Source organism: Paenibacillus mendelii, from assembly GCF_024498075.1.
In the GTDB taxonomy this organism is placed as follows: domain Bacteria; phylum Bacillota; class Bacilli; order Paenibacillales; family Paenibacillaceae; genus Paenibacillus_Z; species Paenibacillus_Z mendelii.
This window is the reverse complement of sequence record NZ_JANHOF010000001.1, coordinates 1,477,080-1,498,057: the sequence shown is the minus strand read 5'-3', so window position 1 is coordinate 1,498,057 and position 20,978 is coordinate 1,477,080. Positions and strand designations below refer to the sequence as shown.

Below are 20,978 nucleotides of genomic sequence, written 5' to 3'. Positions count from 1 at the left end.
GGAGAGAGATGAAAAGCAAGGCAATTAAAGAGTCGAATGGAGATCGGTTGTTCAATATTGTAGTTAATACTACGCTCTTCCTTTTTACCGTATCGGTGCTGTATCCGTTGGTTTTCATAGTAAGCGCCTCAATCAGCTCGCCTGAATCCGTCATGTCGGGGAAGGTGTGGCTGTGGCCGGTCGACTTTTCGCTGGAAGGGTACCAAGCGGTATTCAAGCACAAGCTGATTGGGACAAGCTTTGTGAATTCGCTGTTCTATACAGGAGTCGGGACAGCTATCAACGTCGTGTTTACTTTGATGGCTGCGTACCCGCTTTCACGAAAAGATTTCTATATCCGAAATTGGATCATGGCGCTTCTCGTATTTACGATGCTCTTTTCTGGCGGTCTGATCCCTTCCTATTTGCTCGTAAAGGATCTGGGGTTGTTAAATACGAGATGGGCCTTATTGTTACCTGGAGCGATCGGGGTATGGAATGTAATCATTGCCAGAACCTATTTTCGTACCACGTTCCCGGATGAATTATTGGAGGCTGCGCAAATAGACGGCTGCTCGGATTTCATGTTCGTAAGGCGTATTGTGCTGCCGTTGTCGGGGCCGATCATTGCGGTTACGACGCTTTTTTATGCAGTAGGACACTGGAACTCGTTCTTCAACGCGATGCTTTACTTGAAGGATCAGAGCATGTATCCGCTGCAGCTTGTGCTTAGAGAAATATTGGTGCAGAACCAGGTAGATTCCTCGATGATCGTCGATGTAGAGGAGGCTATGGCGCGGGAAGGGCTCAGGGAGCTGCTGAAGTATTCCTTGATTGTCGTTTCAACATTTCCTGTACTTATCATTTATCCGTTCATACAAAAACATTTTGTCAAAGGCATGATGATCGGATCGCTGAAAGGGTAATTCATCGCTAATTGAAAGGGAGATTGTCTTATGAAGAAAAAGATGAGCATCATACTTAGTTCATTATTAAGTTTATCCCTGATACTTGGCGCTTGTTCTCAACAAGAAGAAACGCCTGAGGCTGCAAGTCCCTCTATTGTGACGGAAGCCGGAAGTTTGCCGATTACACAAGAGAAAACGACCCTTACGGTACTGATGTACGGCAACAGCCTGGTAGAAAATTTCGCTACGAATGAATATACCAAGTGGTTGGAGGAGAAAACCAATATTCATATCGTATGGGAGGTAGCACCTGAAAAATCGGCGCAAGAAAAACTGAATATAACCCTGGCAGGGGGAGATTATCCGGACGTCATCATGGGCTTCAACGTATCTCCGGTGCAGATGTCACTCTACGGAAAAGACGGCGTCTTTATCCCCTTGAACAATTTGATCGATAAATATGGCGTGGAAACAAAAAAGATGTTTAATGAGGTTTCGTATGCTAAAGAAACGATTACGGCACCGGATGGTAATATTTACGGACTGCCGCAGGTCAACGAATGCTATCATTGCACCATGTCCCAAAAAATGTGGATCAATCAAGGGTGGCTGACGAAGCTCGGACTTCAAATGCCGACGACCACAGATGAATATTATGAAGTCTTGAAGGCTTTTAAAGAGAACGATCCGAACGGTAACGGCAAGAAAGATGAAATTCCGTTAGCTGGATATGTGAATTCCGGTCCTGAAATGTTTCTGATGTCCGCTTTTGTCGAGAAAGACATGAACGATATGATCGTACAAAATGGGAAAATTGATGTTGCATTCACTCAGCCGAGGTGGAAGGAGGGGCTCACGTATATGCGTAAGTTGTATGCGGAAGGTTTGCTTGCGCCTGAAACGTTTACGCAAGACTTGAACGGCATAAAGAAGTTGTCGGGTAATCCGGAAATGATCCTTGGATCGGCTCCGTCCAACTTTTCAGGCTCCTTCTTGCCAAGCTCCGATCGTGTGAAGGACTATGCAGCCGTTCCTCCTCTGACAGGTCCGAGCGGAATGAAATCCGTTTCCCTCAATCCTTATGGGCTTTCACAAGGAGTTTATATCATTACCAACAAGGCTGAAAACCCCGAGGCAGCCTTCCGTCTGGCCGACTTCATGTATAGCGAAGAAGCCACAATGAGAGCTATTTTCGGCCGTCCGGATCAGGAATGGGTTAAGGGAAGCGCAGGCGACGTTTCCATAGCAAGTGAACCTGCCAAATGGAAACGGGTAGTCACTTTAACGGGCCTCCAAAATTATGGATGGTCGCAAACGGGACCGTCACTGCGCACCAGCGCATTCCGCTTAAGTGAAGCGGCGGAGCCTGGCACACAGGAAACGATCCTGTACGAAGAGACGAAACAAAAATATGAGTCTTCGAAGCTCGATGTCGATAAAGTTGTCCCGCCATTGTTTTTTACCAAAGATCAGTCGGAAGAACTTGCCGGCTTGACTAAAACGATAACGGACTACAAGAAAGAATTTATGGCCAGAGCGGTAACCGGCGATATCGATGTTGAGAAAGAGTGGGACGGGTACTTGAAAAAACTGGACGGTATGAACCTCAAACGGTTTATACAAATCTATCAGGAAGCCTATGATGCAAAGAAAAAGGGGTAATTCAACGAAAAGAAATTCATAGTTGAAGCCATCTTCGACGGACTGCATAATAAATGAAATCGTTTGGCAGAGTCCCGCCCGCACGTTTGCCGGGTGGGACTTTGAGGTCCGCCGGGGTACATATCGTCGCACAGGAGGAAGCATTTATGGAAAGTTTCATTCGATACGCTGCGCAAATACATCCTTCGGAACGTCAGCTGGCGCTGCAAGAGATGGAATTTTATTCGTTCATTCATTTTACTGTTAATACGTATACGGATAAGGAATGGGGAACAGGAAGCGAGGATCCGGCAATATTCAACCCGGCTGAATTCGATGCTAATCAATGGGTGGAAGCCTGTAAGGCTGCAGGAATGCGGGGGCTTATCCTTACCTGCAAGCATCATGATGGATTCTGCTTATGGCCAAGCCGGTATACGGAGCATTCGGTCAAGAACAGTCCCTGGAAAAACGGCGAAGGCGACATCGTGAAGGAGGTTGCCGATGCGTGCCGAAAAGGCGAGATGAAATTCGGCATTTACTTGTCGCCATGGGACCGGCACGAGCGTACGTATGGGGATTCACCGCGTTATAACGAGTTTTTTCTGAGCCAGTTGAGAGAGCTGCTGACTCGGTATGGGGACATTTTTTGCGTATGGTTTGACGGAGCCTGCGGCGAAGGACCGAATGGAAAACGCCAGGTGAACGATTGGGATGCTTATTACGCGTTAATCCGTGAGCTGCAGCCGGATGCCGTCATCTCGGTATGCGGTCCGGATATTCGCTGGTGCGGAAATGAAGCGGGACGCTGCCGGGAATCGGAATGGAGCGTCGTGCCGGCCTCACTGCGGAATAACGAGAAGATTCAGGAAAAATCGCAGCAAGCGGATGAGCGCGAGTTCGCCAAGCGCTACGATTCGCAGGATCAGGATCTCGGGAGCAGAGACATCATTGCGCATGAGCCTGAGTTGGTTTGGTATCCGGCAGAAGTCAATACGTCCATTCGGCCGGGGTGGTTTTACCATGCCTCGGAGGATGATCAGATCAAATCAGTAGATGAACTGCTGGATATCTATTACGGCGCTGTCGGCGGGAATGCCACATTTCTGTTAAATATTCCTCCGGACCGGAGAGGACTTATTCACAAGAACGATGTGATGCGGCTGCGGGAGCTTGGAGACAGGATTCGCCATACATTCAAGCATAATTTGGCCATGAATACATCGGCGTCGGCTTCCGAACAAAAGGACGGCTACGATGCAGGCCATATTTTGGACGGAAATAAAGACACATACTGGACTCCGGAAGAAGGAACGGAGCAAGCTATACTGGAGGTTGACCTGCTGCGCGAAGTCGCGTTCGACCACATCATCCTGCAAGAATACCGGTACGGACAAAGGATAGAACGATTCAAGTTGGAATATCAAGAGGCGGGCGACTGGAAGCCATTATATGCCGGTACGGTTGTCGGACATAAACGAATATTCCGTTTCTCCGCCGTTACATCTCGGTTTATACGGCTGACGATTACGGAGTCAAGATGGTGTCCGACATTATCAGCTTTAGAGGTTTATTTGAGCCAATAAGGTTTTGGTCAAGACTCCATTAGTAAACATTGAAAAATACCTAGCCTACAAGCTGATTCCTGTACTCGACAGGAGTCAGCTTGTTTAATTTTCGTTGCTAGCTGCCTTCGTTATAAAAACGAATGAATTCTTCACTTCTTCTTTGTGCTTCATAGAATGATCGTATATCATAGGGGTATGTTCTATCTACCTAAAGAAGGAACCAAGCGGCGGCTTGTGTCCGCATTACTTTTATATTGAAAGGCAGGAGGAATTTCATAATGAAACAACCTAATATTCTATTTATCATGTCGGATGATCACGCTTCACACGCCATGAGCTGTTATGGCAGTAAAATAAACGCCACGCCGCATATCGACCGTATTGCAAGCGAGGGCATGCTTTTCGAGAACTGCTTTTGCACCAACTCGATCTGTTCCCCCAGCAGAGCTGCTATATTGACTGGCAAATATAATCACCTGAACGGGGTGAAGTCCATCGATGAGCCTTTCGACGGGAAACAGACGACATTCCCGAAATTGCTTCAAGAGGGCGGTTATCAGACGGCGATGGTAGGCAAATGGCATTTGGGGCACGGAGGGGACGCAGATCCCACCGGTTTTGACTACTGGAATGTTATCATCGGTCAAGGCGACTACTATAATCCTACGTTCATTGAGATGGGAGAGCAGAAGCAATATAATGGCTACGTGACGAATGTGATTACGGATCACTGCTTGGACTGGCTGGAGAAGCGTGATCAGAGCAAGCCATTCATGCTGATGTGCCATCACAAGGCTCCGCACAGGCCGTGGGTGCCGGATAACAAGCATAAGAATATGTATGAGGATGTCGATATCCCTGAGCCTGAGACATTCTATGATGATTATGCAACGCGCTCCCAAGCCGCGGTCCAAGCCAATATGCGCATTGAAGACTTGCGGGAGAGCGATGTCAAAGGGAAAACTCCTGATGGTTTAACACCGCTGGAGGAGAAGAAATGGAAATATCAGCGCTATATGAAGGATTACCTTCGCTGCGTGGCTTCTATTGATGATAATGTTGGTAGATTGCTGGACTATTTGGAGGACGAAGGTCTTGCAGAGGATACGATTGTTATCTATACGTCCGATCAAGGCTTCTTCCTGGGTGATCACGGGTGGTTCGACAAGCGGTTCATGTATGAGGAGTCGCTTCGCATGCCGTTCGTGGTCAAGTATCCGCGTGAGATCAGGCAGGGTTCCGTGACGGATGCGATGAGCCTGAATGTGGATTTTGCCCAGACATTCCTGGACTATGCCGGAATTCCGGCTCCTTCCGATATGCAGGGACGAAGCTTGCGAAATGTTCTGCAGGGCGATACGCCGCAAGATTGGCGGACATCGATGTATTACCGGTATTGGATGCACCTGGATGACCATCATAACGTGTATTCGCATTACGGCATCCGGACGCATCGATACAAGCTGATCTACTACTATGCGGAAGCGCTGGGTACGATGGGCTCGAAGGAGGAGACCAGACCGCCGGAATGGGAGCTGTTCGATCTGGAGCAGGATCGTTTCGAAATGAACAATATGTATGGAAATCCGGAATATGCAGATCTGGCTGCTCAGTTAAAGAAGGAGCTTGCCGCTCTGCAGCTGGACGTGCTGGACGAGCCGGTGAAGCAGATTGAATAGGTTACATAAAATATAAACGAACAGCCCTCGCAGTGCTTTCTGCGGGGCTGTTGTTCATTTCACCCCAACACCGCAGCTGGGAGGAAAATAGATGGCGTAATCTTCATCCGGCATTCGGCAAGAGCAGCCAGTAATCCGACCCTATAGCGCAAATTTGTTTAACTTGATGGCAAGAATGGCTGGTGAAAGATGAGATGATCCCCTGTACAATAAAGTCATAAAGTGGAAGAGTGACTATTGATAGGAGCGATCAAATATGTCTGAAGCGATACAGGAACGCAAAATTCGAGTGGGCGTTGTCGGTGTAGGCCGCGGTTCATCATTCTATGGAGGAGCGCAGGCCGTTGGGATGGAGCTAGTCGCAATCTGCGATGTATGGGAAGAGCGGGTCCAGCAGCTGGGCCAGGAGTTTGGCGTAGCCGCTTATACGGATTATGACCAATTCCTGCAGCATGATATGGATGCGGTCATTCTGGCGAATTACTTCCATGAGCATGCACCGTTCGCAGTTCGTGCTCTAGAGGCTGGCAAGCATGTGATGAGCGAGACCAGCGCCTGCAAAACATTGAAGGAAGGCGTTGCGCTTGCGCGTGCTGTCGAGAAGAGCGGAAAGATTTACATGATGGCCGAGAACTATCCGTATTTCGTATACAACCAGGAAATGCGCCGTTTATATCAAGAAGGCCAAGTCGGGGAGCTGCAATTCGGCGAGGGCGAATACATTCATCCATGCTCGGCCGAAGAAATGGCTGTGCTCGGCCCCGGCTTGGCCCATTGGCGCAATCATCGGGCGGCGACGTATTACTGTACGCATGCTCTTGCTCCGATTATGTTTATTACCGACCGGCGTCCGACGAGCGTGAATGCGCTCTGTATTCCATTCATGGAGAGCGATTCGCAGAAGCTGCTTGTTCGCCATAACGATTCCGCGGCAACGATTATGCTGCGCATGGATAATGAAGCTGTCGTCACGTTGAACGGCGTCACGCTTCGCGGACATGGCAACTGGTATCGCATTCACGGCACGCGCGGCCAAATGGAAAACATGCGTACAGGCGATCCGAACCGCGTGCGGCTGCGTCACGAAAGCTACGACCTGCTTGATGGGGAAGAGCTCGAGAAGATTTATTTGCCGGAATTCCCCGTCCATCCGGATCTAGCGCAGAAAGCAGGTCATGGCGGAGGCGACTTCTTTACGAACTATCATTTTGCTGAAGCGATTCGCAAGAACGAGCAGCCTTATTTGGATGTATATCGTGCGCTGGATATGACGATTGTCGGGATCCAAGCTTATCGTTCGGCGCTGGCTAATGGCGCACCCTTCGAGATTCCGGATCTTCGCGACGAATCGGTGCGGGTGAAATACGAGAATGACGACTGGTCGCCGTTCTTCGAGGATCGCGGGCCGGGACAGCCGTTCCCAAGCTATCAAGGCGAGAAGAAGCCATCTGAAGAAGCGGTTGCTTACGCTCGGTCGGTATGGAAGCGTATCGGAAGAGAGGATGTTCTATCATGACTACTGGGAAAATTCGTGTTGGTGTAGTCGGCGTAGGCCGCGGCTCTTCCTTCTACGGAGGAGCGCAGGTTGTTGGGATGGAGCTTGTAGCGATATGTGATGTATGGGAGGAGCGGCTCTTGCAGCTCGGCAGTGAGCTGGGGGTCGCCACTTACACGGATTATGACCGGTTTCTGGAGCATGACCTGGATGCCGTGATCCTGGCGAACTTCTTTCATCAGCATGCCCCGTTTGCCATTCGGGCTCTTGAAGCGGGCAAGCATGTCATGAGCGAGGTCAGCGCCTGCAAGACGCTGGCGGAAGCGGCTGCATTAGCGCGAGCGGTCGAGAAGAGCGGCAAGATCTATATGATCGCCGAGAACTATCCATATTTTGTGTACAATCAAGAGATGCGCCGTCTATATCAAGAGGGAGCTGTCGGCGAGCTGCAGTTCGGCGAAGGGGAATATATCCATCCGTTTTCTTCTCAGGAACATAATTCGATCAGTCCTGGCCTGGATCATTGGCGGAACAACATCCCGGCAACCTATTATTGCACGCATGCCCTGGCACCGATCATGTATATTACGGATCGCCGTCCCACAAGTGTGAATGCATTGTGTATTCCGCAGTCGAGCGCGGATAAAGAACGGCTGCATGCCCGTGTTGCGGATCAGGCTTCTACGATTATGTGCCGCATGGACAATGAGGCGGTCGTAACGTTGAACGGGGTAGTATTGCGCGGGCATGGCAACTGGTACCGGATTCACGGCACGCGCGGGCAGATGGAGAACATGCGCACGGGCGATCCGCATCGCGTGCGGCTGCGTCATGAGCATTACGATCTGCTTGAAGGGGAAGAGGCGGAGATGATCTATTTGCCGGAATTCCCTGTAAGTCCCGAATTGGCACAGCGAGCGGGGCATGGCGGAGGCGATTTCTTTACGAACTATCACTTTGCCGAAGCGATTCGGAATAATGAGCAGCCGTATTTGAACGTATACCGGGCGCTTGATATGACGATCGTCGGCATTCAGGCGTACCGCTCCGCGCTTGCGGGCGGCGCTCCGTTCGAAGTGCCGGATATGCGCGACGAAGCGGTGCGGGTGCGATATGAGAACGACCATTGGTCCCCATTCTACGAGGATCGCGGTCCTGGCCAGCCATATCCCGCCACGCAAGGCCCGATGACTCTCTCAGATGAAGCGGTAGCTTACGCCCGTCAAGTATGGCAGGAAATCGGCCGGGGAGATGTGCTGTAGCCGTTAGCGGAAACAGTAGCGGGCGAGAACGAGAACAAGAAAGGCAGCATACGACAGATGCTATGCATCCGTATGCTGCCTTTCTTTAACTGCTATCAGACGCCGATCCGGTTCTGCGCAGCGATCCGGGCGCGCTCTCTGGCCTCCGAAGGGCTGATTCCTTTCGTACGGCGGTACATCTCGGAGAAATAATTCAAGCTGTTGAAGCCCACTTCGAACGCGATATCAATGACCCGCTTATCCGTGGTAGCCAGCAGCGTCTCCGCCTTGGAGATCCGCAGCCGGTTGAGGTATTCCACCGGGGTGCAGCCGGTAACCGATTTAAAGTAGCGGCAGAAGTAGTACAAGCTCATATTGGACAAGTCGGCCAGGCTTTTGACGGGGATGGTGTCCGGATAGTGGCTTGTCATATAGTTGAGAGCCAGCTTAAGCCTGTTCATCTGATTCGTCTTATTGAGCCGGTTCTTATCCGGTTCAATCATCTGGCCGTGCTCGAACAGACTGGCCATTATAAGCGTCAAGAGCCCTTTGGCATACAACTCGTATCCGTCGCTCTTCTGCTCGTATTTGCCGTACAGCTGCCGGATCCACTGCTGAATGTCCGGGTATATGGCGCTATTCTTGTCAATGACGTTGGGAAGCAGCATCTGGCGCTCCAGCATCCGGTTAAAGTACTTATGATTGCATATATCCAGGCCGGTGCCAAGGCACATCTTCAGATCAAATACGATGGCATGGAAGCGGCAGGTTTCCGAGAAGGTGGCGCCATGAATCTTATCGCTGTTCACGAACAGATAGTCGCCTGCTTGAAGCTCGTGTTTGTCATCATCGATTGTAAAGGTTGCCGAGCCGCTTAAGATATATATGATTTCCAAGCTTTCATGCCAATGGGGTTCGAATATTTCTCCAGCGCGATGCTCGGCCAAATAAACCTGAAGCGGGAAGGAAGCATCACCATGCATCTTCTTCTCCTCCAGCAGCTCCTTGTTCATCGAATCAGTCCTCTTCGTCCGAAAAATGTGTTGCACGCTTTCACTATAGCAGATGCATAAACGTATTCCTATCCCCTTCATCAATCTGTGAACGGAGAGAATGCATAGCCGCTTTTAGCGATATTTGACTGCAAGCTGATCCTGGCGGATCGGCTTATTTGTGTGTTTATATCCACTTGTGCGGGCTTGAGCGATGATCCAAAAGTACAAGTAGTACGGTGAGAGGAAGACTTCCAACCGTAGGGCGCATTGAAGATTTTTCGATGCTATTGAAGGATAATGGTGAAAGTTGTCGAATAAAATTACACATAACTCACCTTATGAGTAATATAAACTAACATAGAGAGCGGTGGGGAGAATGAAAATCGGATTTCGCACGATCAAAACTGCCATCGGCGTCAGCATTGCCGTCCTGCTTGCACAATCGCTCCAACTGGAATTTTATGTTTCAGCAGGCATTCTGACATTGCTTTGCATACAGAAAACGATCAAGCAGTCCTACCAAGTCGTGCTGAGCCGCTTTATCGCCTGCATGGGCGGGATGTTCTTCTCCGCTGCGCTGTTCGAGCTGATTGGCTACCGGCCGTATGCTTTCATCGTCCTGTTTCTGCTGTTCATCCCCTTCTGCGTGAAGCTGAACATCCAGGAGGGGATCGCGAGCAGCGCGGTTATCATCATGCATGTATACACGCATCGTCAGATTGAGTTGTCCTTCTTCTGGAATGAGTTCCTCGTTGTTGTCATCGGGCTAGGCGTAGCGCTGCTGGTTAACTGGTATATGCCCAATATCGCTAAGCAATTGGATCGTTACAAGGCTGAAGCGGATCAACTGATCGCAGCCATTCTGAATGAATACGCGGCATATTTGAAGAATGGCTATACGGTATGGGACGGGAACGAGCTGCTGCGATTGGGGGAAGTATTGCAGCAGGCGATCGATATGGCTAGGCTGAACGAGGAGAATTACCGGCGCGGAAGCGCGGGGGCAAACTACCGGTCGTTCTTCGAAGCGAAGCAGAAGCAGTATGATCTGCTCGAGCGAATGCTGCCTTCTGTCTCCCAGATGAATGTCAAGATTGAACAAGGCATCCGGATTGCGGATTTTATCGAAGAGCTGGCCCATTATATGGGGGACACGCGCAAGCAGACGGCGGCGGATCATGATGCGTTGTACGGGCGGCTGCGCAGTATCCGGGATTATCACAAGCGTCTGCCTCTACCGGAATCGAGATCTGAATTCGAGCATAGAGCCAATCTGTATACCGTGGCCAACGAGCTGGAGCGGCTGTTCAATACGATTTGAACACCGGACAGTGAGGTATGAATAAAGGCTGCCCCTTCATTAGTATTTGAATGAAGGGGCAGCCTTGGCATTTATTTTGGCGGCGTAAGCGGCAGGTCCAGCCAGGCAAGTCCGATATCTCGGCGCATGTGGCTCTTGCTGTCTCCACCAGGCGCGTCGTACACCATGGCAAGCCGGTCGCCAACCGGGACAACAGTCGGAAGCCCAATGCATGCCTTGGACCAGCTGCAGTTGCGCCCATCGAGAACGACGGCTTTGTTCTCGGGATTCCATCGGTTTGGATCATGCGACCAATACACCCATATCGCATCCGTATATTCGCCGCCGGCTTCGTCGATTCCAATGTGATTCGTGAACAGAAACCAGGTGTCGTTCTCCTTCTCGTAGTAGACCGAGCTGTTCTCAATCTGCTCCGTGAGCGGTACGGTCGGATCCGGATCGACGGTCCAGGAGCCATTCAAATTCTGGGTCCGGGCGATGCCGATCGTCCGCGTCACCAGTCCATCCTCTGATTTCGCCGCGCTGAAAAATTGCACATATTCGCCGCCATGGTCAATGATGTGACCAGGGCTGGCGGTATCGGAATAATACGTTCCGGGTACAGTGCGGAAGGGGATGATCTCCGGCTGCTTCCTCCATGGCCCGCTCAATGCAGGGGCGATCGCCTTCATTGTAAAGTAGGGCATCATCGGAATCCGGTCCGGAAGCGGCGTTGCTTCCCTTGATCCAACATAATACATATGCCACATATCGCCATCGCGATAGAACCAAGGCGATGTGGCCGTACCTTCGTCCAGATCCCCCGGCCCGCCGAAATCCAGTACCGGACCGAGCCTCTCCCAATGGTTCAGATCCGTGCTGGTCGCAAGGCAGGCCAGCCATCCGTCGGGTCCGCATCCGTCATAGAACAAGTGATAGACTCCGTTCTCCTCGAACAGAATTGCTTCCCGCATGCCATTGCGATCGCACTGTCCCGGACCTTCGCCGTACCTTAGAATGATTCCATGGTCACGCGCTTCCATACGAAGCGCCGCAACCGGTCTGTTGTCCATGTACATAGCTCTCGTTTCCTCCTTCATGCTGTTACCCGTAGGGTCCTCTTCGGTGCATGCCCAGAAGCCGGCTCATCCGGGGATGATCCTTCCATCGCTCGATGATTTCCTGCGGCATGGTGTAATTGATAAATGGGTAGAAACGCTGCGAAATCCACCGTTTCCCATACATGACCTGCTGTACAATCCGGTTCTCGTCACTTTCATTGCGTGCGCCGCGGTGCCAGGTCTGCCCCGAGAAGATCAGGCAGTCGCCTTTCTTGGCGATGATCGATACGGGACCCTGCCCTTTGTACTGGGGAGGGTTGTGCGACGGATCGGGCTCTTGGCCGCTGCGGTGACTGCCGGGAATGAGCTGCGTCGGTCCCATCGTCTCCGTCACGTCGACCAGGTAATAAATACAGGTAACCAGGAATGTGGGCAGCTGAATTCGGGGATCGAATTCCACTCCCTCCGGCAGTGGGAAGAACAGCTCCTCGTCCACATGCCACTGGTCGATGCCTTGATTTCGCGGCGTCCGCAGAGCGTTCATTGCGAACATATGACAACCAGGACCGAGCAGCGCTTCCGCAAAATCCACTACGCCGGGCTGCATGATCAGGCGCTGGAACCGTTCCCCCTTCTCGAACATGAGCGTGCGAATCGTCGGCCCGTAGCCGTCGTCCGGCCCTTGAAAGGCATCCAGCACGCCGTCCTTCAGCGCATCGGCCTCATCTGCCTGCAGGGCGCCCCTTATTACAGTAAAGCCTTGCTTGTTGAATTCATCCACATGCTCCTGTATCGGCCGCATCGCTTACGACACTCCTTATAATCAGACATCGGATACTTGCCTATTAAAGTAGCAGATTAACGTCTTGCCCGATTGGGGGATATGCCAAGCCGATTGGATAATCCGCCGAGACAGAGGGAGGAAACGGGAGGGCTGCGGGAGAATATGTTGTTGTTGGGCAAAGGAGGGCGACCCGCAATGAGAAGGTATACGAACGAAGAGTTTATGGACGATGATTCGTTCCCATTCCGCGCTTTCCCCGCTCCGGTGTCCGAAAGCATCGAAAGCCATTCCCACGAATTTGTCGAGCTTGTTTTTGTCGTCGAAGGGAAGGGTGAGCACGAGTATAATCATCATTTCTCCCCGATTACGGAAGGGGACGTCTATATGATTTCACCGCAGACGACGCATGGCTATCGGCTTCAGACAGACAGTCCGATTCTCGTGTACAACGTCATCTTTCAGCCCTCGGTCTTTGCCGGGGAGCTTGAGGTGATGTCGCGTTTCAACTCGTTTATCGATTTCTTCTATATCGAACCATTTCTGAGAAGCACGGCGAGCCACAGGCCTCATCTCAATTTGAAGGGGCGGGAGCGGCTGGAGCTGAAGCAGATGATCGAGCGGCTGATCGAGGAGGATCGGAAGCGGGAGATGGGCTATCAATTTTTTATCAAAACCGCGATGATCCAGTTGTTCATTCACTTGAGCCGCTGCTATGATCGGATGCTGCATAAAGTGTCCTTCGCCGCGGCGGAGGAGGAGACGATGTTCCGCCATGTACGCGAGTTTATCGCGGCACATTATGCGCAGCCGCTCACCCTCAAGCAATTGAGCGGGCTGTGCGGCATGAGCCAGTCCTCGTTCACCTCCAAATTCAAGCAGTATTCGGGCAAGACGTTCATCGAATACCGGAATGAAATCCGTATCGAGGTGGCCAAGGAATGGCTGACCAAGACGGACGAGAAGACGGTTGCAATCGCGCTTGAGGTCGGGTATGAAGATTTAAGCTTCTTCAACCGCGTGTTTAAAGATTATTTCGGTATGCCGCCCGGCAAATACCGTGAGTTGTTCCGGGGGAAGTGAATCGTCAGCCGTCTTTAGCGGCTGACGATTTATTTTCAAAAACCTGGGTGTGACTGGAGGAAATAACCGTTTAAACACGAAAATGAAATAGAAGAATAGTTCATAGCGTTCATACAGCGGCAATCCGGTACTTATGAATAAGCAATTTGTAAAGCGAGGTCGCTATGGTCGCCATTTATAAGGATTTTACGTTGAACTTTTTTTATATTTTCTTCATCCCCGCGGTGTTCTTCGTAATTACTCGCAGAATCAGGGATAGAAAGTGGCTTTACCGGATTTCGATTTGTGTTATTTATGCGGTCTCGCTCGTTTCGAGTATGTCACTTCCTGTAACGATTAATGGACTCATCTACGATTTTCGCGCGATTCCATTGACCCTTGGCTCTCTCTATGGCGGTGTGCCTGTATCGATCGTGCTATGCCTTATCTTGATCGTATACCGCCACATTATGGGTAACGTCAATCAATTGGAATATATCCTATCCATCCTCCCCACCTTATTGATCGTGGCTTGGATCATTTCCAAGTACGCCGCAATGACCGTAGGGCAGAAAGTCCTGACATCCATGGCAACTTACTTCATTATTCGGATGCTAACCTTAGCTACCTACCAACTCCTCACGGATAATGCCGAATTTTTCATGAACCCCAGCTTCCCCTGGACATTGACATTAATCGTCCTCCAAAGCTTGCTTACCGGCGCTTTTACTTACCTTCTGGAATTTATGGAGAGGCTTCTCCGGTTTCAAGAAGAAATCAGAAAGACGGAGAAAATGAAGCTGGTCACCAGCATTGCAGCCTCGGTTGCCCATGAAGTCCGAAATCCGTTAACGACGGTTCGAGGGTTTATTCAATTGCTCGGCAAAGAGGGGCTTAGCCAGCGCAATCGAAGCTATTATCAGAAGATCTGCCTGGAGGAGCTGGACCGTGCTCAGCAAATCATCTCGGATTATTTGACTCTTGCCAAACCGGATCCGGAAAGGATCGAATCTATCGATATTGTGACCGAAATTCGATACGCGGCCAATGTGTTGTCCTCGTATGCGAATATGCAGAATGTCCGGATCGACGTGGAGCGGTGCGAGCAGGATATTCAGATCGTTGGAGATCAAACGAAATTCCGGCAAGCGCTGATCAATCTGTGCAAGAATAGCATTGAAGCGATGCCGGAGGGCGGAACGTTGACGTTAGAAACGGGTCTTGACAAAATAAATCCGGTTATCTACATCAAGGATACTGGTGTAGGGATGACGAAAGAGCAATTAAACCGGCTAGGCACGCCTTTCTACTCCACGAAGGAGAAGGGAACCGGACTTGGCACAATGGTGGCATTCTCGATTATTCGGACCATGGCCGGTGAGATCGAAACGACGAGCGAGCTGGGAAAGGGCACTGCATTTAGAATTAGCTTCTCTAGAAGTTCCTCTAAGGCCATTCTCGCAAGTACTGCCCAGCAGCCTAAAAAAGAGACATCCGAGACATCCTAGGATGTCTCTTTTTTATTACCATAGCAGGCTGGTAAGGATTGCTGTTTTGCTGATTTCATCATATAATACATATGAGCATATATTCATATGTTATTCTCCTCATTGGAGTTCATGGATATGGAAATGCTGTTATCAGGATGAGAATAGGGAAGCGGGGTATTCGAAATGGGCAACCACGACAAGGAAAAACACTTTCATGGCCGCGATGAGCATAACGACCATGAACACGACCATGGACACAAGCACAATCATCATGGGCACAGTCATTCCCATGCTCCTGACAACAAAGCCGGATTAACCATCGCACTTGTCATCACATCGGTCATTATGCTTCTGGAATTCTTTGGTGGACTGGTTACGAACAGTTTGGCCTTACTGTCGGATTCGGGACATATGTTAAGCGATGTCGGCGCGCTCGCGCTTAGTCTAGTTGCAATGGGGCTCGCGTCCAGACCGCCGTCGCCACATAAATCGTATGGCTATTACCGCTTTGAAATTCTGGCGGCGCTATTTAATGGAGTCACGCTATTCATCATCTCCGCATTCATCATCCGGGAAGCCTATGAACGCTTTATTGAGCCGCCGACGGTCGCAAGCGGATCGATGATGATCATTGCAGCGATTGGACTTCTGGCCAATATCATTAGCGCGTGGTTCTTAATGAAGAAGAGCGATGTGAAGGACAACATTAATGTACGCAGCGCCTATCTTCATGTCATCGGAGATGCTTTGGGCTCGGTAGGTGCAATCATTGCCGGTCTGCTCATGCTGGTGTTCGAATGGTATATTGCGGATCCCATTATAAGTGTCGTGGTCTCGCTGCTGATCTTGAAAAGCGCATGGGGAATCATGAAATCGGCTGTCCACATTCTAATGGAAGGGACGCCGCCTACCATTGACTCAGGCCGCGTAGAGGAGTCTTTGCTTCAGATAGACGGGGTCATGGAGGTGCATGATTTGCACATATGGACCGTATCATCGGGCCTCGATTCGCTCACTTGCCACATCGTGATCGAAGATGACGCAGACAGCCAGATTATTTTGCAGCAGGCAATACAGCAGATTGAACAGAAGTTTCGCATTCTACATGCGACGATTCAGGTGGAGAAATCAAATCTCAACCATTCGAGAGGTAAAGTTTGAGCAGCGCACAGCCCACTGGTGGGGCTGTGCGTTTTTTATAACCATATAGTCAATATGCACCGGGTAAATATGCGGATTGTTTTCGTATATTTTTCAGTATATTATGTATACGTAATTTAGAAATAATTGAATAAATGAGGTGATTAAAGGATAAATCAATTATTTTTAAGCTAAATCTTATTAAAGTATTCTTTATTATGATGCAGTTACGCATTTATCCATTCATTGCAATTCATCAAGTAAAAACGGAGGTTATTAGAGAATGAAACGTGTCTCAGTCACATCGGGGGCTCTTGCTGCAGCCCTTCTGCTCCAGCTCATATTCAGTGCTGTAACCGCTTTCGCCGGACCCTATGAGCCTGATCTTCAACAGTCCGGCCACGTATTCAGCGGACAAGAATTTTACCCGAGCAAAGTCATTAACTCCTTCAATACTCCCGAGGATGTAGCCACCTGGCAGAAGGGTGCCAACACGAAGGAGATAAACCATGTCACCAGTCTTCTAAACGGACCCGGCGGTCCTTTGGAGGGCGAAGGAAGCTTGGAGCAGACGCCTGAGAAAGTGAAGGTGTATGATTGGAGAACGATCTATCGCGATTTCTCCACCCCGCTCGACTTGTCCGGCGAACGTTACCTTGCTTTTGCAGCGAACTCGTGGGGATGGCAGCCTGTCGGCTACTTCATGAAAGTCCGTCTATACAGCGGAGATAACGTATTCGAATCCGTTGCGAAAATATCCAACGACAGATGGAACCGCGTCTTCATCGATATGTCTGCATGGGAGCAGCGCAATGCCATTACGAAGATGGAATTGTCCTTCATGCAAAACTTCGATCTGGAAGGAATAAGTCCGGGAGCCCCTGGCTATGACTTCTGGGACGGCCGATTCCAGCTGGATTATATTATCGCCACAAACACAATTGATATGTTGTTCTCCCGCGACGGTGATTCGGAAGGCTTCACGGCCCATCAAAGCTCGCTTCAGGTCGCTGGAGGAAAAGCTTCGCTTGGTATCGAAGGAGAGGGAGCCTATCTCGAATCGCCGCAGCTTCAAGTCGATGCTAGTGCCAGGAACGGCCTTGCGGTCGTGCTGGACAATCAGACTGCTGCATCCCAAGTGAAGATATCCTGGATTACGGATGCCGATTCGGCTTGGGATGATACCAAATCCAAGACGTTTGACCTAACGCCTCAAGCCGATGGTCAGACGCTCACAGCCAACATGTCGGATCAAGCTAACTGGGCGGGTACGATTAAACAGTTCCGTATCGCTGCACAGTCTGACAACGGCACGCTTGTGATCGACGATATCCGGTTCAAGAAATACCCGCCGATTCAGAAGCCGTATGACGGCAAGATAACGACATCAGCGGTCAATGATAACAGCGGCATTACGATCGCAGGTACTGTAACGGCCGCGTATCTAGAGCAGCATGCGGATGAAGATCTCGTTCTCTTCGAGCTGCCAACCTATGGCAACCCTGCTGATCTGGCAGGTTTAACACCGCTTGCCGAGCAGCAGATTGCCGATCAGTTTACATTCGATATTAGCCTGAAGGACGGCGCGCATAATCGTCTGTATTCCAAATTTGTTGTAGCCTTCCGGAATGCTGCAGGTGAATATACACTTGCGGATGCCCCGCATTATATTACGAATGCCGACAAGCTGGCTTCGAACCGGCAGCCTTTCCCGGAAGCGAAGAGCATCAAAGGCCTGCAAGTACAAATGACAGATGATGCTGAAGAGCTGGGCATCAGCCATGCGGCAATCAATGTCTCGTACAACAGCATGCTCTATTCAACAAACAGCAACCCGGACAATACGATCCCTTATGAGGTTGATGGTGAAACGTTCTATTTCCAGAAAAATTATGTCAGCCATCTGGACTCGCAAATTAAAAGCCTATCCGACAACGATACAATCGTCAGCTTGATTCTGTTGATGTACAACATCATGACGCCGGGGACGCCGAATGAGCATCTTATCCATCCGGATTCACAGCCTGGCGGAACGGTATACGCCCTAAACACGAAGAACGAGCTCGGTGTCAAATATGTCAAGGCCATCACGGCTTTCCTGGCAGACCGCTACTCGATGGCGGATGAGAAGTACGGTAAAGCTGTGAACTTCATCGTCGGCAACGAAGTGGGTCAAAATCAAGTTTGGAACAATATGGGCCCTAAGCCAGTCGGCGAGTATGTGAGAGAATATACGCAAACGGTCCGTCTGGTCGATACGATCGTGAAGAGCCGCTATGCGAATGCACGCACGTATATTTCCTTGGATCACTTCTGGAATGAAGAGCTCCCTGCAGAGGCGATCTGGAAGTACGATAATAAAGTCATTGTTGATATGCTGAACGATCTGTCGCATACGGAAGGCGATTTCTCTTGGAACGTAGCCTTCCATCCGTATCCGGAAAATTTATTCGATCCGAAATTCTGGAATGACGCTACGCCTACGAATGACTTCAACACCGTTCGGATCACGTTCAAGAACCTGCAGGTGCTAGTAGAATACTTGCAGCAGCAAAGCTTGTTGTATGAAGGCAATATGCGCCGGATTATTCTATCCGAGCAGGGATTGAACAGCTTAAGCAACTCGGAGAACGATCAGCTGGTTCAAGCCGCAGCTTACGCCTATGCCTTTTATAAAATTAAGTTTTTGGAAGGGATCGATTCCTTCATCCTTCACCGCCATGTCGATCACGCGCAAGAAGGCGGATTGAATCTCGGACTGTGGACATATGCCAAAAACTCCATTTCTACACCATTCGAGCATAAAGCGATCTACGATGTGTTCAAATATATCGATACCGATCAATCGCTTGCCGTAACCGACTTTGCGAAGTCGATCATTGGCATTGATAATTGGCAGGATGTTATCCCAGGCTTCGATCCTACCAAGCTGGCTGATCGGGAGGAGCCTGCCGTTAAAGGCATCTCCTTCGTAAAGGATAAGAATCAAGGAAACAACGGGGACAGCAGCAAAAAGCCGCTTCCGCTGGAAAGCTTCGAGAATGGGCTTGGCGGGTGGCAGGCTGCGGACAATGCGAATTCCGTTGAGCTGACGGACGGCGATGCCTATACGGGCTCGCAGTCCTTGAAGATCAACTTCAGCGATTATGCCGCGCTTAATTGGAAGGGAGCGGATGTGCGCTTCACACAGCCGGTTAATGCTTCCAAAGCTCAACAATTAACTATGGCCGTGAAAATCCCTGATGCCGCAGCGGACCAGACTTACTTTGCCAAAGTGAAGGTATACAGCGGTACAGAAATCGCGGAAGGCACAGTAGCGGTCGATCCACAGCAGGGCTGGAATCATATTGCCTTGAATTTGAAAGGCTGGGGCGGCCTAAACGCTATTGACCGCATCAAGGTATGGGTGAGCTCGCCAGGCTCTCAAGCATGGGCCGGTTCATTCCTTATTGATGATGTAGGGTTCCAGAAGGATGCTGCTGTGATCCGTGACTTTGCGAATGTTGACATCACGGCAACGCTGCTGTCACCGCAGTTGGAGATCGGTTCGCAAGTTCAAGTAAAGGTAACGAATTACGATGACAAGAAGTTGAACGGGAAGATCGCCATTAATGGCGGCGGGCAAATAAAATTTGACCGTTCCGAACTTAAGATAAACGGTATCAAAACGGGGGAAAGCAAGACGTTTGTGATGACCGTAACGGCATACACGCCTCCGGCGGATGGAGCGGTCAGCGTTAAATTTGTATACGGAGACCGTTCCTTCGATAAAGTATTGGATACGGTTAAGAGTACGGGCGAAGGCAATATCCCAGAGAATGAAAAGCTGCTCTTCAACTTCGAGGGCTCCGATCAAGGATGGAAGGGCAAAGAAAATGTAGTGAGTCTTAACGCGGTCGAGCAATTTCCTAATGGTCCGACTACGCCTGCACTAGGCTCGTACGCGCTGTCGGCCAGAGCGGATGCCGTCGCCGCGACCGCATGGAAGACGCTGGCGGTAACGCCTGAATCGCCACTCGATTTAAGTGAAGCCTCCGAGCTGTTCTACCATATCGATTCGTACGGTGGTGTGCCGGGAGCAACTTATGAGACAAGAGTGACGTTGTTCAGCGGTACGGAGAGTATCTCGTCGACTTCTCCAATGAATCCCGATCAATGGAATCGGGCCGGTATTCAAGTCGGAGACTGGGCGCTGCGCAATGAGGTAACCCGCATGGAGGTTTCCTTCCGGGCAGTAGGCAATGACTTGGCCTGGAATCCCGAGTTCCAGTTGGATTATGTGGGGTATGTGAAGGCTGGAAGCTAGACGTACACAGTGAAACACCGCCCGTGGCCCGGGCGGTGTTTACTTTATTACAGCTCCTTCTGTTAAGAAGCATGAAGCTGGCTATTCATCGCGGTTATTTACATGATTGGCTTCCTGCTGCTCGGCATCACCGTGTTCTACTTTCTGGGGAATACCGATAATTTTCGTGAGCAGCAAAGCGATCGGGGAAGATTCTAATTCAATGATACCTAACAGATCGGCGCAATTGTAGACGAGCAGGAACGGTAATAATCCGATAGCCAAGATGCCGAAGAGCAGTCCGGCGGAGAGATTGCGTACCCATTGACCTATTGTCATACCTTCATCTCCAA

The 20,978-nt window shown here is 50.3% G+C and carries 15 protein-coding genes; 11 read left to right on the top strand and 4 right to left on the bottom strand.

The genetic code is table 11. From position 1 onward, the window contains the following. The first annotated feature begins 8 nt into the window (after positions 1-8). From NNL21_RS06830 to NNL21_RS06805, 6 genes are all read left to right on the top strand, one after another. Positions 9-905 (top strand): carbohydrate ABC transporter permease, encoded by an 897-nt coding sequence (locus NNL21_RS06830; protein WP_204816640.1) that lies wholly within the window; start codon positions 9-11, stop codon positions 903-905. Between the two features lie 30 nt (positions 906-935). Continuing rightward, the gene (locus tag NNL21_RS06825) at positions 936-2,549 is read left to right on the top strand and encodes an extracellular solute-binding protein (RefSeq protein ID WP_204816639.1); all 1,614 of its coding nucleotides are present in this window, start codon (positions 936-938) and stop codon (positions 2,547-2,549) included. Positions 2,550-2,695: 146 nt separating this feature from the next. After that, on the top strand, positions 2,696-4,114 hold the full coding sequence (locus NNL21_RS06820) for an alpha-L-fucosidase (protein WP_204816638.1): 1,419 nt from the start codon (positions 2,696-2,698) through the stop codon (positions 4,112-4,114). Between the two features lie 260 nt (positions 4,115-4,374). Beyond that, a complete protein-coding gene (locus tag NNL21_RS06815; RefSeq protein ID WP_204816637.1) occupies positions 4,375-5,775 on the top strand; it encodes a sulfatase family protein in 1,401 nt (466 codons plus the stop codon). Between the two features lie 256 nt (positions 5,776-6,031). After that, positions 6,032-7,291: a Gfo/Idh/MocA family protein gene (locus NNL21_RS06810; RefSeq protein ID WP_204816636.1), complete on the top strand. Its 1,260-nt coding sequence runs from the start codon at positions 6,032-6,034 to the stop codon at positions 7,289-7,291. After that, positions 7,288-8,532 carry a Gfo/Idh/MocA family protein gene (locus tag NNL21_RS06805; protein WP_204816635.1) on the top strand — a complete coding sequence of 415 codons (1,245 nt, stop codon included), beginning with the start codon at positions 7,288-7,290 and terminating at the stop codon, positions 8,530-8,532. The genes NNL21_RS06810 and NNL21_RS06805 overlap by 4 nt, the downstream gene beginning before the upstream one ends. Positions 8,533-8,627: 95 nt before the next feature. On the opposite strand, the gene NNL21_RS06800 is transcribed toward NNL21_RS06805, so the two are convergent. After that, the gene (locus NNL21_RS06800) at positions 8,628-9,524 is read right to left on the bottom strand and encodes an AraC family transcriptional regulator (protein WP_204816634.1); all 897 of its coding nucleotides are present in this window, start codon (positions 9,522-9,524) and stop codon (positions 8,628-8,630) included. Between the two features lie 358 nt (positions 9,525-9,882). Here NNL21_RS06800 and NNL21_RS06795 point away from each other — a divergent pair, with 358 nt between their 5' ends. After that, complete coding sequence (locus NNL21_RS06795) at positions 9,883-10,827, top strand: aromatic acid exporter family protein (RefSeq protein ID WP_204816633.1); 945 nt, start codon at positions 9,883-9,885, stop codon at positions 10,825-10,827. A gap of 71 nt (positions 10,828-10,898) precedes the next feature. Here the strand turns inward: NNL21_RS06795 and NNL21_RS06790 are convergent, their stop codons facing one another. Both NNL21_RS06790 and NNL21_RS06785 read right to left on the bottom strand, forming a co-directional pair. Then, the gene (locus NNL21_RS06790) at positions 10,899-11,885 is read right to left on the bottom strand and encodes a glycoside hydrolase family protein (RefSeq protein ID WP_204816632.1); all 987 of its coding nucleotides are present in this window, start codon (positions 11,883-11,885) and stop codon (positions 10,899-10,901) included. A 25-nt stretch (positions 11,886-11,910) separates the two neighbouring features. Further along, positions 11,911-12,669 (bottom strand): phytanoyl-CoA dioxygenase family protein, encoded by a 759-nt coding sequence (locus NNL21_RS06785; protein WP_204816631.1) that lies wholly within the window; start codon positions 12,667-12,669, stop codon positions 11,911-11,913. A 177-nt stretch (positions 12,670-12,846) separates the two neighbouring features. Between NNL21_RS06785 and NNL21_RS06780 the strand changes: the two genes are divergently transcribed. The 4 genes from NNL21_RS06780 to NNL21_RS06765 all read left to right on the top strand — a co-directional run bounded on the left by NNL21_RS06780 (position 12,847) and on the right by NNL21_RS06765 (position 20,646). Next, on the top strand, positions 12,847-13,731 hold the full coding sequence (locus NNL21_RS06780; protein ID WP_204816630.1) for an AraC family transcriptional regulator: 885 nt from the start codon (positions 12,847-12,849) through the stop codon (positions 13,729-13,731). A 164-nt stretch (positions 13,732-13,895) separates the two neighbouring features. Next, entirely contained in the window at positions 13,896-15,218 is a 1,323-nt protein-coding gene (locus tag NNL21_RS06775) for an ATP-binding protein (protein ID WP_204816629.1), read from the top strand. Positions 15,219-15,383: 165 nt separating this feature from the next. Beyond that, on the top strand, positions 15,384-16,361 hold the full coding sequence (locus NNL21_RS06770) for a cation diffusion facilitator family transporter (RefSeq protein WP_204816628.1): 978 nt from the start codon (positions 15,384-15,386) through the stop codon (positions 16,359-16,361). A gap of 262 nt (positions 16,362-16,623) precedes the next feature. Further along, positions 16,624-20,646, top strand: coding sequence for a DUF5722 domain-containing protein (locus NNL21_RS06765; protein ID WP_204816627.1), 4,023 nt, complete (start codon positions 16,624-16,626; stop codon positions 20,644-20,646). A gap of 81 nt (positions 20,647-20,727) precedes the next feature. Here the strand turns inward: NNL21_RS06765 and NNL21_RS06760 are convergent, their stop codons facing one another. Then, positions 20,728-20,964: a hypothetical protein gene (locus NNL21_RS06760; protein WP_204816626.1), complete on the bottom strand. Its 237-nt coding sequence runs from the start codon at positions 20,962-20,964 to the stop codon at positions 20,728-20,730. Positions 20,965-20,978 lie beyond the last annotated feature (14 nt).

Bases quoted from the DNA above. Each gene is read 5' to 3' on its own strand.
- NNL21_RS06795 (WP_204816633.1), top strand. From the start codon at position 9,883: ATGAAAATCGGATTTCGCACGATCAAAACTGCCATCGGCGTCAGCATT.
- NNL21_RS06810 (WP_204816636.1), top strand. From the start codon at position 6,032: ATGTCTGAAGCGATACAGGAACGCAAAATTCGAGTGGGCGTTGTCGGT.
- NNL21_RS06800 (WP_204816634.1), bottom strand. From the start codon at position 9,524: ATGAACAAGGAGCTGCTGGAGGAGAAGAAGATGCATGGTGATGCTTCC.
- NNL21_RS06815 (WP_204816637.1), top strand. From the start codon at position 4,375: ATGAAACAACCTAATATTCTATTTATCATGTCGGATGATCACGCTTCA.
- NNL21_RS06760 (WP_204816626.1), bottom strand. From the start codon at position 20,964: ATGACAATAGGTCAATGGGTACGCAATCTCTCCGCCGGACTGCTCTTC.
- NNL21_RS06770 (WP_204816628.1), top strand. From the start codon at position 15,384: ATGGGCAACCACGACAAGGAAAAACACTTTCATGGCCGCGATGAGCAT.
- NNL21_RS06775 (WP_204816629.1), top strand. From the start codon at position 13,896: ATGGTCGCCATTTATAAGGATTTTACGTTGAACTTTTTTTATATTTTC.
- NNL21_RS06765 (WP_204816627.1), top strand. From the start codon at position 16,624: ATGAAACGTGTCTCAGTCACATCGGGGGCTCTTGCTGCAGCCCTTCTG.
- NNL21_RS06825 (WP_204816639.1), top strand. From the start codon at position 936: ATGAAGAAAAAGATGAGCATCATACTTAGTTCATTATTAAGTTTATCC.
- NNL21_RS06780 (WP_204816630.1), top strand. From the start codon at position 12,847: ATGAGAAGGTATACGAACGAAGAGTTTATGGACGATGATTCGTTCCCA.
- NNL21_RS06785 (WP_204816631.1), bottom strand. From the start codon at position 12,669: ATGCGGCCGATACAGGAGCATGTGGATGAATTCAACAAGCAAGGCTTT.
- NNL21_RS06820 (WP_204816638.1), top strand. From the start codon at position 2,696: ATGGAAAGTTTCATTCGATACGCTGCGCAAATACATCCTTCGGAACGT.
- NNL21_RS06790 (WP_204816632.1), bottom strand. From the start codon at position 11,885: ATGTACATGGACAACAGACCGGTTGCGGCGCTTCGTATGGAAGCGCGT.
- NNL21_RS06830 (WP_204816640.1), top strand. From the start codon at position 9: ATGAAAAGCAAGGCAATTAAAGAGTCGAATGGAGATCGGTTGTTCAAT.
- NNL21_RS06805 (WP_204816635.1), top strand. From the start codon at position 7,288: ATGACTACTGGGAAAATTCGTGTTGGTGTAGTCGGCGTAGGCCGCGGC.